This is a genomic window from Xaviernesmea oryzae, assembly GCF_900109605.1.
Taxonomy (GTDB): Bacteria; Pseudomonadota; Alphaproteobacteria; order Rhizobiales; family Rhizobiaceae; genus Xaviernesmea; species Xaviernesmea oryzae.
Genome location: NZ_FOAM01000006.1, coordinates 55130 through 68266 on the forward strand (window position 1 = coordinate 55130; position 13137 = coordinate 68266).

General features: G+C 62.7%; 12 protein-coding genes, 1 other RNA gene and 1 pseudogene. 7 read left to right on the top strand and 7 right to left on the bottom strand.

All coding sequences use genetic code 11. The features are described 5' to 3' along the window. Positions 1-6: 6 nt before the first annotated feature. The 5 genes from BMX61_RS09000 to BMX61_RS09020 all read right to left on the bottom strand — a co-directional run bounded on the left by BMX61_RS09000 (position 7) and on the right by BMX61_RS09020 (position 2694). A complete protein-coding gene (locus tag BMX61_RS09000) occupies positions 7-831 on the bottom strand; it encodes a TIGR00282 family metallophosphoesterase (protein ID WP_075626969.1) in 825 nt (274 codons plus the stop codon). Then, entirely contained in the window at positions 832-1425 is a 594-nt protein-coding gene (locus BMX61_RS09005; protein WP_075627062.1) for a 5-formyltetrahydrofolate cyclo-ligase, read from the bottom strand. Positions 1426-1687: 262 nt separating this feature from the next. Then, positions 1688-1846, bottom strand: a non-coding RNA gene (gene ssrS / locus BMX61_RS09010) — 6S RNA. Positions 1847-1938: 92 nt separating this feature from the next. Next, positions 1939-2316, bottom strand: a complete 378-nt coding sequence (locus tag BMX61_RS09015) for a cell division protein ZapA (protein WP_075626968.1) — start codon at positions 2314-2316, stop codon at positions 1939-1941. A gap of 105 nt (positions 2317-2421) precedes the next feature. Then, on the bottom strand, positions 2422-2694 hold the full coding sequence (locus tag BMX61_RS09020) for a DUF4164 domain-containing protein (protein ID WP_075626967.1): 273 nt from the start codon (positions 2692-2694) through the stop codon (positions 2422-2424). 351 nt (positions 2695-3045) lie between these two features. Between BMX61_RS09020 and tkt the strand changes: the two genes are divergently transcribed. The 5 genes from tkt to BMX61_RS09045 all read left to right on the top strand — a co-directional run bounded on the left by tkt (position 3046) and on the right by BMX61_RS09045 (position 9445). Beyond that, on the top strand, positions 3046-5028 hold the full coding sequence (gene tkt / locus BMX61_RS09025) for a transketolase (protein ID WP_075626966.1): 1983 nt from the start codon (positions 3046-3048) through the stop codon (positions 5026-5028). Between the two features lie 354 nt (positions 5029-5382). Then, positions 5383-6393, top strand: a complete 1011-nt coding sequence (gene gap, locus BMX61_RS09030) for a type I glyceraldehyde-3-phosphate dehydrogenase (RefSeq protein ID WP_075626965.1) — start codon at positions 5383-5385, stop codon at positions 6391-6393. After that, positions 6393-6959: a putative glycolipid-binding domain-containing protein gene (locus BMX61_RS09035; RefSeq protein ID WP_075626964.1), complete on the top strand. Its 567-nt coding sequence runs from the start codon at positions 6393-6395 to the stop codon at positions 6957-6959. The genes gap and BMX61_RS09035 overlap by 1 nt, the downstream gene beginning before the upstream one ends. Before the next feature lie 15 nt (positions 6960-6974). Beyond that, positions 6975-8171 carry a phosphoglycerate kinase gene (locus BMX61_RS09040; protein ID WP_075626963.1) on the top strand — a complete coding sequence of 399 codons (1197 nt, stop codon included), beginning with the start codon at positions 6975-6977 and terminating at the stop codon, positions 8169-8171. Between the two features lie 248 nt (positions 8172-8419). After that, positions 8420-9445 carry a class I fructose-bisphosphate aldolase gene (locus BMX61_RS09045; RefSeq protein ID WP_075626962.1) on the top strand — a complete coding sequence of 342 codons (1026 nt, stop codon included), beginning with the start codon at positions 8420-8422 and terminating at the stop codon, positions 9443-9445. 202 nt (positions 9446-9647) lie between these two features. On the opposite strand, the gene BMX61_RS24640 is transcribed toward BMX61_RS09045, so the two are convergent. After that, positions 9648-9803, bottom strand: a complete 156-nt coding sequence (locus BMX61_RS24640) for a hypothetical protein (protein ID WP_092742489.1) — start codon at positions 9801-9803, stop codon at positions 9648-9650. A gap of 385 nt (positions 9804-10188) precedes the next feature. Between BMX61_RS24640 and BMX61_RS09055 the strand changes: the two are divergent. Both BMX61_RS09055 and rcdA read left to right on the top strand, forming a co-directional pair. Then, a pseudogene (locus BMX61_RS09055) lies at positions 10189-11484 on the top strand (MFS transporter); the annotation flags it as partial. A gap of 535 nt (positions 11485-12019) precedes the next feature. Beyond that, positions 12020-12538: a protease adaptor protein RcdA gene (gene rcdA, locus BMX61_RS09060; RefSeq protein WP_075627061.1), complete on the top strand. Its 519-nt coding sequence runs from the start codon at positions 12020-12022 to the stop codon at positions 12536-12538. Between the two features lie 239 nt (positions 12539-12777). Here rcdA and rpmE read toward each other — a convergent pair whose 3' ends face one another. After that, positions 12778-12999 (bottom strand): 50S ribosomal protein L31, encoded by a 222-nt coding sequence (gene rpmE, locus BMX61_RS09065; RefSeq protein ID WP_075626961.1) that lies wholly within the window; start codon positions 12997-12999, stop codon positions 12778-12780. Positions 13000-13137: the final 138 nt, after the last annotated feature.

Here is a 13137-nt window from a genome sequence, read left to right on the forward strand (position 1 = left end):
TGGCGTTCAGGCCCAGAAGGGCGGAAGGGTTTCGGTCAGCCGCGGGCCCAGGCGCAAAGGCGCGATGGCTTCGGCAAGGCCCGTGCGGTCGGAAATCTCCACGCCGACGCCGCAGATCGTCGCAGGCCCGGAGGCTGCCTCGAAGCGGCCCTTCGGCATTTTCGAAATGAAGCGGTTGAGCGGCTCTTCCTTATCCATGCCGAGCGACGAGTCATAATCGCCGCACATGCCGGCATCCGAAAGATAGGCCGTGCCGCCATTGAGGATCTGGTGATCGGCGGTCGGCACATGCGTATGGGTGCCGACGACGAAGCTCGCGCGGCCATCGACGAAATGGCCGAAGCACTGCTTTTCGCTGGTGGCCTCCGCGTGGAAATCGAAGACCACGGCGTCCGCCTGCTCCTTCAGCGGCGCCGCCTCCAGAATGGCCTCGGCTGCCTTGAAGGGATCGTCGAGTTCCGGATGCATGAAGACCCGACCCATGACGTTGGCAACGAGCACGCGCGCGCCGTTGCGGGCAAAGTAGAGGCCGGAGCCGCGCCCCGGCGTTCCCTGCGGATAATTCGCCGGACGCAGGAACTGGTCGTGCCGCTCGCAGAAGACCACGGCCTCCTTCTGGTCCCAGACATGGTTGCCCGTGGTGACCACATCGGCGCCGGCATTGATCGTCTCAAGAAAGATCTCCTCGGTGATGCCAAAGCCGCCGGCGGCATTCTCGCCATTGACGATCACGAAATCGAGCTTCAGGTCGGAGACCAAGCCGGGCAGACGATCCCAGACCGCCGTTCGCCCCGTCTTGCCCACCATGTCGCCCAGAAACAAAAGCCGCATTCACTCATCCATCTTCGCCCGGCGGAACCAGCGCAATCCGCTTTCCGTCAGCACCGCGTTCATGGCCCTGTCATGCGCCTCTGCCGGCACGGACGCAACCTCCTGAATGGCGAAAGCCACGCCAATCAGTGTCGGCGCGGAACCTGCGGCGGACAGCCGCTCGATCGCCCGGTCATAATAGCCGCCGCCATAACCGATGCGGTGGCCCTCGGCATCGAAGGCGGAAAGCGGCAGAAGCAAGATCTCGGGCGCCACCTCCGGCGCCTCCGGTCCGGGACCGTAACTGCCGAAGCCGGTCTTGACCACGGGCGCATCCGGCAGGACTTCGCGAAAGACGATGGTCTGCCGGTCCAGCACGACGGGAAGCGCGATACGGGCGCCGCGCTGGCGCAGGGCTTCGAGAAGCGGACGGATATCGGCCTCGGAGCGGATCGGCCAGAAGCCGGAGACGATGGTGTCAGGCTTGAAAGCGATGGCTTCAAGCCCGTGGGCGAAAATGGCCGCATTGGCGGCTGTGCGCTCGGCCTCGCTCATGGCATCGCGCAAGGCCAGCTGCTCGGCACGAAGCCGCGCCTTCTCCTCCTGCCGCGTCAGCGTCATGTTCTCTTCCCCGCACATTGGACGACGCTTGTCTCTCACAGCGCCATGCGCAGGGCTTTTCCGCTTGCGGCATGGGCTGTCAAGGGCATCAGGCACAAGGCACAAGGCACGAAACATCGCCGGCGCCCCGACAAGTCGAAACGCGGATGGCAACGATGCTCAACAATTTGAACGGGAACACGCGCAGCGCATGCCGGGCTGAAGCTGAGGCCAAGCGGCAATGTCGCGAGAAGCAGCGCCATCGTGCTGCTCAAAAGTACGATCCACGACGACCGATGGAGATTTACGATCCTGGGTGCCTACAAACGTAGGTGGGCGCCATATGTCCAGCCCCACGGGACTGGTCAGGGACAGCTCCCTTTGGATCGAGTATGGCCCCAGGGATTGTGGTTCCTGTCGGGAAGCGCAGACCGTGAGGGCAATATAGGCGCAGTGATACGGTTAGGCCAGAGCGCATTGCGGGATCGCGGGTAAAATCCTTGACGTCTCAGCGCCGGATGCCCGCGCTCAAGACGAGGCGGCCTGTGTCTGGCCACTGATGCGCGATGCGATGCCGTGGATCTGGGAGGTGACCTCGCCGAGCGCCGAGGCCAGGGCCTGCTCGATGCGCGCCTGGCTGTTGGTGGCCTCTTCACGCTGGCGCTTGAGCTCCTCGACCTCGCGCTCCAGTGCCGCCAGACGCCGGCCGACCTCGCTCAGCTCATCGGTCACCATGATCCCCGCCATGACGGTGATGCGCAAGTCGCCGATCTCGCCGAACTGCGCCTTAAGATGGCTGACATAGCGATCGAACCGGCTGGCGAGATCGGTCAGGTGATCCTCCTGCCCTTCCTCACAGGCCATGCGATAGGCCTTGCCGTCGATCGTTACCGTTACCTGCGCCATCGACCGTTCCTGTCCTTACAGCTTTGCGCGGCCTGTGGCCCTGCCCATCGCCTCTTTGCCGCCTTCAGAAGGGCGGCCCTCTCAAAGGTGGCTCGCCTTGATGCCTCAGCGATCCAGCACGGCGCGGATGGTTTCCATCGCGGTCACCAGCCGGCGCGAGACCTCGCGGTTGACCTCTTCCAGCCGATTGGCGCGAAATTGCGATTGATCCAGCTCCTGGGCCAGCCGCGATCGGTCTTCATTGACCCTGCGCACCTCGCCCTCGATCTCGCCAAGGTCGCGCTCACGCTCGAACCGCCCGTCCACGAGCCGGTCCAGGCGGTCGACAGCCTGACGCAGAGCGTCGATCGCACCCGCCACCGTGTTCTCCGCCGCCATGCCTTCGGGCTCCTCGAAATGCCTGCCGCCAGCCGCGCCTCAGATCGCGTCGCGCCGACGAATCAGCCGCCGGCGTCCGAGCGGCCGCTGGCGAGCCGAATCAAAGGGCAGGCTGGATATGCTCGTCCAAACACTTAAGCCTATTCGTCAAGTGGCGGCAACGCCCGCCTGTTTTGGTCATGGGCAATAGCTGTGGATCCGCAAGGCTTCAGCGACGCAACCGGGCAGCCGGCCCTTTGTTGACTCCGCCTGTCGAGGTGCTATGTCTCAGCCGCTTCCGATACGGCCTTCGGAGGAGCTTCGAGGCCGTCCTGATCACGTAACACTTCACGTCACACAAGCGGAACCGTCATGATCTCTCGCGAAACCCACGACCGGATGGCCAATGCCATCCGATTCCTGTCCATGGACGCAGTCGAGAAGGCGAACTCGGGTCACCCGGGCCTTCCCATGGGGGCCGCGGACGTCGCCACGGTTCTCTTCTCGCGCTATCTGCGCTTCGACCCCAAGAAGCCGAACTGGCCCAACCGCGACCGCTTCATCCTCTCGGCCGGCCACGGCTCGATGCTCCTTTATTCGCTCCTCTACCTCACCGGCTACGAGGACATGACGATCGAGGAGATCAAGAATTTCCGCCAGCTCGGCTCCAAGACGGCCGGCCATCCGGAATTCGGTCATGCCGCCGGCATCGAGACGACCACCGGCCCGCTCGGGCAGGGCATTGCCAATTCGGTTGGCTTCGCCATTGCCGAACGCAAGCTCAATATCGAATTCGGTCCCGAATTCATCGATCACTTCACCTATGTGCTGGTCGGCGACGGCTGCCTGATGGAAGGCATCAGTCAGGAAGCCATCGCGCTTGCCGGGCACCTGAAGCTCAACAAGCTGATCGTCTTCTGGGACAACAACAACATCACCATCGACGGCGCAGTCTCGCTCTCGGATTCGACCGACCAGATCGCCCGCTTCAAGTCGGTGCATTGGAACACGATCGAGATCGACGGCCACGATCCCGAGCAGATCGCCCAGGCGATCGAAGCCGCGCAGAAGTCCGACCGTCCGACCTTCATCGCCGCCAAGACCACCATCGGCTTCGGCGCGCCCAACAAGGCTGGCACCCACAAGGTCCATGGTTCGCCGCTCGGCGCCGAGGAAATCGCCGCCACCCGCAAGGCGCTGAACTGGGAAAGCCCGGCCTTCGAAACGCCTGCCGACGTTCTCTCCGCCTGGCGCCAGGCTGGCGCCCGCTCGGTCGAGCTGCGCGAAGCCTGGGAAAAGGGCCTGGAACAGACGGATGCCGGCAAGAAGTCGGAATTCCTGCGCCGCTTTGCCGGCGACCTGCCGAAGGGCTTGGATGCGGCGATTGCCGACTACAAGAAGAAGCTGGCCGAAACCAAGCCGAACCCGGCGACCCGCAAGGCTTCGGAAGACGCGCTCGAGGTCATCAACGGCATCGTCGTGGAAACGCTGGGCGGTTCGGCCGACCTGACGCCGTCCAACAACACCAAGACCAGCCAGATGGTCTCGATCACGCCGACGGATTTCTCCGGCCGCTACATGCACTACGGCATCCGCGAGCACGGCATGGCCGCGGCGATGAACGGCATCGCGCTGCACGGCGGCCTGATCCCCTATTCGGGCGGCTTCCTGATCTTCTCGGACTATTGCCGTCCGCCGATCCGCCTGGCAGCTCTGATGGGCGTGCGCGTCATCCACGTGCTCACCCATGACTCGATCGGCCTGGGCGAAGATGGCCCGACGCACCAGCCGGTGGAGCAGATCGCCGCCCTACGCGCGATCCCGAACCTGCTCGTCTTCCGTCCGGCCGATGCCACGGAAACGGCGGAATGCTGGCAGCTGGCGCTGCACAACCAGCACCGTCCCTCGGCGCTGGCGCTCACTCGCCAGAACCTGATGGCCGTACGCACCGACTATGTGGAGGAGAACCTCTGCGCCAAGGGTGCCTACGAGCTCGTCAAGGCCGACGATGCCAAGGTGTCGATCTTTGCCTCGGGCTCCGAGATCGAGATCGCCGTCAAGGCGGCAGAGGCGCTGAAGGCCAAGGGCGTTTCCGCCCGCGTCGTCTCCGTCCCCTGCTTCGCGCTTTTCGAAGAGCAGTCGGACGACTATCGCGCCGCCGTCATCGGCAAGGCGCCGGTCAAGATTGCGGTGGAAGCCGCCGTTCGCCAGGGCTGGGATCACCTGATCGGCTCGGACGGCACCTTCATCGGCATGAAGAGCTTCGGCGCATCCGGTCCTTACAAGGATCTCTACCAGCACTTCGGCATCACGGTTGACGCCGTCGTCGAAGCTGCCGAAGCCAAGCTCGGCTGAGTGTGCAGGCTCGTCCGGCCGCCGCTTGCCAGGAGCAGCGGCCGGATGAGCCCCTCCATTTGCGCAGGTCGGTCATGCAATCCTTCGCTGACCTTTCGCTCGCAATCGCAAATGGATTGCGGTAATTCGACATAAGGGTGTGCTTGTGCACCTAGGGGGAATTCTTCTGCTTGCGGGCGCGCGGTTGCGCTCTTCCCAAGGCATCGGACCGAAAAGTGGACACCGGTTTTCGGATCGATCCGATGCAAAGACAAAAGCCTGTAGCATCGAGCCTGCTCCGATTTTCGGCATGATGCTCCAGGCTGCCGAGACGCCTGCCCGCGCCACCGTTTCTACGATAGGGAGTTTGCATCCATGACAGTGAAAGTCGCCATCAACGGCTTCGGCCGCATCGGCCGCAACATTTTGCGCGCCATCGTCGAGTCCGGCCGCACCGACATCGAAGTCGTCGCCATCAACGATCTCGGCCCGGTCGAGACCAATGCGCATCTCCTGCGCTACGACTCGATCCATGGCCGCTTCCCGGCCGAGGTCAAGGTCGAAGGCGACTCCATCATCGTTGGCGGCGGCAAGCCGATCAAGGTGACGGCCGTCAAGGATCCGGCCACTCTGCCGCACAAGGAACTGGGCGTCGACATCGCGTTCGAATGCACCGGCATCTTCACCGCCCGTGACAAGGCCGCAGCCCACCTGACAGCCGGCGCCAAGCGCGTCATCGTTTCGGCCCCGGCCGAGAATGCCGACCTCACGGTCGTCTATGGCGTGAACCATGACCAGCTGACCAAGGACCACCTGGTCATCTCCAACGCCTCCTGCACCACCAACTGCCTGGTGCCGGTGGTCAAGGTGCTCGACGATGCCGTCGGCATCGATCATGGCTTCATGACCACGATCCATTCTTACACCAACGACCAGCCGTCGCTCGACCAGATGCACAAGGATTTGTATCGCGCCCGTGCCGCCGCGCTGTCGATGATCCCGACCTCGACGGGTGCCGCAAAGGCCGTCGGCCTCGTGCTGCCGCATCTCAAGGGCAAGCTGGACGGCACCTCTATCCGCGTTCCCACGCCGAACGTCTCGGTCGTCGACTTCAAGTTCGTCGCCAAGCGCGACACGACGGTTCAGGAAATCAACGAGGCGATCAAGGCTGCTGCCAACGGTCCGCTGAAAGGCGTTCTCGGCTATACCGAGGAGCCGCTGGTCTCGCGCGACTTCAACCACGACAACCACTCCTCGATCTTCGCCATCGACCAGACCAAGGTCATGGAAGGTAATTTCGTGCGTATCCTCAGCTGGTACGACAACGAGTGGGGCTTCTCCAACCGCATGTCCGACACCGCGGTTGCCATGGCCAAGCTGATCTGATGTTTGCGCGCCCCTCCCCCCGAACGGTCCGTTGGCGTCCGATCGATGGAGAGGGGCTCGAACATCTTCAGCTCACTCCCAAGACCGATGGCGGCCTCACGGCGCAGGGCGTCATCATCGGCGCGCAGGACGAACATGCCTTCGGCGTCAGCTATGCCATCGACTGCGATGCCGGCTGGCATGTGCGGCGCTTCAGCCTTCAAACCACCGATGGCCGGCACCTGGCGATGGCCAGTGATGGCCAGGGCCATTGGATCAATGAAGCCGGCGCCGCCTGCCCCGCCTTTGACGGCTGCATCGATATCGACCTTGGCGGCACCCCTTTCACCAACACGCTTCCCATCCGCCGGCTGGCGCTGGCGCCGAAAGACGGCCCCCGCCGGCTCTCCATGCTCTATGTTCCCTTCGACACGTTCGAGCCTGTGATCGACGGCCAGATCTATACCTGCCTGTCGCCGGCAGCGCTCTACCGCTATCAGGCGGCGGATCGCAGCTTTTCGGCCGAGCTGCCTGTCGATGCGGACGGACTGGTGCTGGATTACCCCACGCTGTTTCAGCGCGTTTGACCCCCGGAGACCCCGATGACCTTCAAGACCCTCGACGACCTGACTGATATCAAGGGCAAGCGCGTGCTCGTGCGCGTCGATCTCAACGTGCCCGTTGCCGATGGCAAGGTGACCGACGCCACCCGGATCGAGCGTGTGGTGCCGACCATTCGGGAATTGTCCGAAAAGGGCGCCAAGGTGATCCTGCTTGCCCATTTCGGCCGCCCAAAGGGTGCGCCGGTGGCCGACATGTCGCTGAAGCTGGTGGCGCCTGCCGTCGAGGACATTCTCGATCAGCGCGTGCTCTTCGCCGAGGATTGCATTGGCGACAAGGCCAAGGCCGCCATCGACGCGATGAAGGATGGCGACGTGCTGCTTCTGGAAAACACCCGCTTCCACAAGGGTGAAGAAAAGAACGATGCGGAATTCGTCGCGGCGCTCGCTGCCAATGGCGATATCTACGTCAACGACGCCTTCTCGGCCGCCCACCGTGCCCATGCCTCGACCGAGGGCCTCGCCCGCCACCTTCCCGCCTATGCCGGCCGCACCATGCAGGCCGAATTGGAAGCGCTGGAAAAGGGGCTCGGCAATCCCAAGCGCCCGGTCGTCGCCATTGTCGGCGGCGCCAAGGTCTCGACCAAGATCGATCTTTTGCAGAACCTCGTGAAGAAGGTCGACGCACTCGTCATCGGCGGCGGCATGGCCAATACCTTTCTGGCAGCCGGCGGCACGAATGTCGGCAAGTCGCTCTGCGAGCATGATCTTGCCGATACCGCCAAGACGATCATGGCGGAAGCCGAGAAGGCCGGCTGCACCATCGTCCTGCCGGTCGATGGCGTGATCGCGCGCGAATTCAAGGCTGGCGCTGAAAACGAAGTGGTCGATATCGCCGCCATTCCGGCCGATGCCATGGTGCTCGATGTCGGCCCGGCTTCCGTTGCCGCTGTCAATGCCTGGGTCAGCAAGGCCACGACGCTGGTCTGGAACGGCCCGCTCGGCGCGTTTGAAATCGCACCCTTCGACAAGGCAACGGTCTCCGTGGCCAAGCATGCGGCCAGCCGCACCCGCTCGGGCGACCTCGTCTCCGTCGCCGGCGGCGGCGACACGGTCGCAGCGCTGAACCATGCCGATGTGGCCGAAGACTTCACCTATGTCTCGACCGCCGGCGGTGCGTTCCTCGAATGGATGGAAGGCAAGCCGCTTCCGGGCGTTGACATCCTCAAGAACAGCTAAGGTCTATGCTGGTCTCTTTTGCATAAAGCCGACGTTGATTTTGGAGCGCGTCCCTCATCGGGGGCGCGCTTTTCTCATGGAGAGCAGGCGGTCTCAAATGCAGTTATACATAAGCAGTCAACGGAAACAGAACACTTTCAAACGATTAAAATATTTTCAATCGTTTCAATGGCTTGAGTGCCTATTTGCCGGAAAAAAATCTTCTGCTACGCCTGCTTCCCGAGAGAAAACAATCGGGAGAGGCAGAGATGACCGAGAAACTGGAAGATATCGCCGGCGCGATGATGTCAAAAGGCCAGGGCTTGCTGGCCGCGGACGAGTCCACCTCCACCATTGAAAAGCGCTTCGACACGATCGGCCTTGCCTCGACCGAAGACAGCCGCCGCGATTATCGCGAAATGCTGTTTCGCGCCGATGATGCGATGAAGCCCTGCATCTCCGGCGTCATCCTTTATGAGGAAACCCTGTTCCAGAAGGCTGCCGACGGCACGCCGCTGGTCGAGATCATCCGCAAGGCCGGCGCCGTGCCGGGCATCAAGGTCGATCTCGGCGCCAAGCCGATGGCCGGTTTTGCCGGTGAAACCATCACCGAAGGCCTGGATGGGTTGGCCGGCCGCCTTGCTCGCTATTACGAGGCCGGCGCCCGATTTGCCAAATGGCGCGGCGTCATCGCCATATCGGACATCCTGCCAAGCAGCGGTTCGGTCAGGGCCAATGCCCATGCGCTGGCGCGTTATGCGGCCCTCTGCCAGGCTGCCGGCATTGTACCGATCGTCGAGCCAGAGGTTTTGATGGACGGCACGCCGGGCGACCATGCGATCGCCCGCAGCGAAGAGGTGACGGAAGCGACCCTGCGCATCGTCTTCGAAGAACTCGCCGCCCAGCGCGTCTCGCTCGAAGGCATGATCCTGAAGCCGAGCATGGTGATCGACGGCAAGAATGCCCGCAAGGCCTCCGTCGAGGACGTGGCCGAGCGGACGGTCAAGGTGCTCAAGCGCACCGTGCCCTCTGCCGTTCCCGGCATTGCCTTCCTGTCGGGCGGCCAGTCGACCGAGGAGGCTACCGCACACCTTTCTGCGATGGTTTCCGGCTTCGCGCTCCCCTGGACGCTGACTTTCTCCTATGGCCGCGCACTGCAGGCCGAAGCGCTGAAGGCTTGGCAGGGCAAGGCGGAAAATGTCGCCGCCGGTCAGCGCGCCTTCACCCACCGCGCCCGCATGTGCAGCCTTGCCGCGCTCGGCGGCTGGCGCCGCGAGTTAGAAAAGGCGGCCTGATCAAGCTTACCCCTGCGGGCCGAAGATGCCCGCAGGATCCTTCTGGAGGGGAGGAGGGCCCGGTCGCGCAAGTGGCCGGGTTTTTTTGTCGAAGGACGAAGCTCCGATGCATGGGAGAAAGGCGGAACTGGCTTCGGCAAAGCGGACGCATCGATTCAAGAGGTACAGCGGCACCTATTTTTGCTGGAGGACAAGTGGCGTTCTACGGCCGGATCAGGACCGTCACCATCATCAGCGCAATGGCCGCCACCGCGATCTTCCAGAAATCGCGGCGCCGGCGCAGCCCCGGCAAAGCCAACGGCTTCAGGAGATGAAGGACCATTGCGAGGAGCAGGAGAAGCGAGAGCGCCTTGGTCATGCCGGTCTGCCCTGCCTCAACGATGTCAGGCCAGCGCCGACAGGTTTCACATCAGCCACGGCGCCCCACCCTCTTTTCAATCGCTCGGCATGAACGGCCATGTCTTCGTGCAGGCCGCAGTCCTGTCAGCGCATTGACGCCATATGCCATGATCGTCAAACTGCCGTACTCTCCATAACGAGAGCCTCCATCCTATTTCATGGGCGGCAAGTGATTGCAATTTCCGACGGCTTTTGCACATTAGCCCGTCAGGGAGGCCTTGAATCGTCGCGGCGACGCGGCACGGGCGACATTCCCTGCAAATTCACCGCCAGCCCGTTGTGCTTTTCGACGGGCATCTCCTGGCGGCAATTGCTCTTCGCGTTACCAAGCCAGCGGATTGTTCATGCGCAATAACCTTGTCCCGGTCGCCGCCCTGCTTCTCGGCACATTGTTTCTCTTTCTCGGCAACGGTCTGCACGGCCTGCTCCTGCCGATCCGTGGAACTGCCGAGGGGTATTCGGCGACGCTGCTTGGTTTTCTCGGCACATCCTGGGCCACGGGCTTCGTGCTCGGCTGCCTGTCGGCGCCCACCATCGTGCGCCGCGCCGGCCATGTCCGGGCCTTTTCGATCTTCAGCTCGTTTCTGGCGATCATTGCGCTCCTGACCGGCATCCTGGTCGATCCCATCTGGTGGGTCGCGTTGCGCGCCGTCACCGGCTTCTCGACGGCCGGCACCTCGATGATCATCGAGAGCTGGCTGAACGAACGGGCTACAAATGAGAGCCGAGGCGCGATCTTCTCGCTCTACATCGCCATTACCCTGTTCGGTGTCGTCGCCGGTCAGCTGATGGTGCCCTTTGGCGACACGCACACCGCGTTCTTCTTCATGATCTGCGGTATCGTCTATTGCCTGTCGATGCTGCCGACGTTGATGTCGACGGCTGCCAGCCCGGCGCCCTTGAAACAGGTGCGCCTGGATCTCGGCGGCCTTTACAGAAACTCGCCTGTCTCCTTCCTCGGCATTCTCCTGATCGGCATTGCCAACGGCGCCTATGGCACGCTTGGCGCGGTTTTCGGCCGGCAGGCAGGTCTGTCCGACGCGGATGTCGCCTTCATGGTCAGCTCGGTCATCTTTGCCGGGGCGGTCATGCAATTTCCGGCCGGCCGCCTGTCCGACCGAATTGATCGGCGCTACGTGCTCGCCGGCCTTGCGCTGGTTGCCGCGATTGCCGGCCTGCTGATCTTCGTTATCGAGCCCGCCCGGGTGTGGCTGCTGGTGACACTGGTGGCGGTCTATGGCGCGACGGCCAATGCGCTCTATCCGATCGCCGCATCCCATGCCAACGACTTCGCTGCGCCCGAGGATTTCGTCAAGGTCTCCGGCGGCCTGCTGCTGCTTTACGGCATCGGCACCATTATCGGCCCGACCATCGGCGGGCCGATCATGACCGCGATGGGACCCTATGGCCTGTTCATGATCACCGCGTGCGCCCATGTGCTGATCGCGATCTATGCGATCATCCGCAGCCGGATGCGCGCGGCCATCCCCATCGACCGCCGCGACAGCTTCGCAGCCACCAATGCCGGGCTCATGACCACGCCGGAAAGCCTGCAGATGTCGCCGCGCGCGCCGGCTGCGGAAGGCCCACTTCCGACCGCTGCGAACGAGGCAGTTGCGCCAGACAAGCCGGAAGAGCCGACGCCTCCGGCCGAGACATCCTTGAGCGAACAGGCCGTTTCAGCGTCCGTCCATGACGCGGCTGCGGCGCCATCCGTATCGCCGGAAGCCGGCACCGCGAAACAGGAGGATGACCGCAGCGAAACCCCGCGCTGACAGAGCATCGAATCGCCAGCGGTCAACGAAAAAATTTCGCCGTTTTTGCATTTTCGCATCTGATAAAATACCGAGCGAAACCCTTTGTTAAGCAACGCCCGGTAAAGCTGTTGTCATCCAGATCGCTCTGGATTCAGGCCCGTCGCCCTTGGCGAAAGGTCTGATTTTTCTCCCTGTTTTACCTTGAGAGCCGCCTCCGAGCGGCTCTTTTTTTATGGCTCTGGGTCTATTTGGTACAAGGTGAAGAGAATTGTGGGTATTAACCCTCTATTAAGAACAGACTTGCGTGTCATGCGGTAAAGGACCATCTTCACCTCAAGCACGCAGGGGCAAGCGAAACTTTTCGCCGGAAGGCCCGTTACCTGCGCAGATTGATTGATGCGCAAGCAGGGAAATGGACATGTCAGAACCGAGTCTGAACACTGTGAGCTTTGCAGGTCACGCGGCATCTTCCGCCCAGTTCAAGGCGCTCTATGCCGAGGGCATGGCCTTGGTGGAAGAAACGGCGACCTATCTCGACGGGCCCGGCCGCACGGCCTCCAAGCTCCTGCCGCGTCTGGCATCAGTTCTTTATGCTGCTGAATCCATGCGGTTGACCACCCGGCTGATGCAGATGGCCTCCTGGCTGCTCCTGCAGCGTGCCGTCAACAATGGCGAGATGACGCGCGACCAGGTTCTGTCGGAAAAGAACAAGGTCCGCCTCGACAGCTTCAACGTCGATCGCAGCGCTCCCGGCTGGCACGATCTGCCGGAAGGCTTCCGCGATTTGATCGAGCGCTCGCTGCGCCTGCAGAACCGTGTGGCCCTGCTCGACCGCGAAATCTATCGGCCGCAGGATGCCACCAGCTTCTCCCCCGACAATCAGAATGCGGTGAAAGCCCAGCTTAACCTGCTGCAGACGGCGTTTGCCCGCACCTGAACTGAATAAGATCTCTGCTGGCGTACGAGGCTCGGTCAAGCGACCGGGCCTTTTTCGTTTGGCCTGCCCTTTTTGCCGATCTTCCCCCGGCAGAGCATGCCCCCGCGTGCGTTGGCATGATCGCAGCCGCCCTCGCTGCGTGAACACACCTCCCTGCATCCTTGCCAAATCAAAGCCAGCAAACGCAAAAAGCCCGGCGCGAGGCCGGGCTTTTCTGACGTCCGCCAGGAGCGGAAATTTTAGAGGCCGAGGCCTTCGAAGCGCTTCTTGAACTTGGAGACGCGGCCGCCGCGGTCCATGAGCTGCTGGTTGCCGCCGGTCCAGGCCGGGTGGGACTTGGGATCGATTTCCAGGTTCATGACGGCGCCTTCGGAGCCCCAGGTCGAGCGGGTCTCATACTCGGTACCATCGGTCATGACGACCTTGATCATGTGGTAAGCGGGGTGGATATCAGCCTTCATGTTTGTCTTCCTAGATCTCTGGCGGGTCCATTCGTCGCACGCCATTGCGACAGGAGGACCGAACACGTAAATGAAGCCGCACAGCATTTCCAGAACGGCCTCTTTCGGGATGCGGTGCCTATACATGAAGGCCGGTGC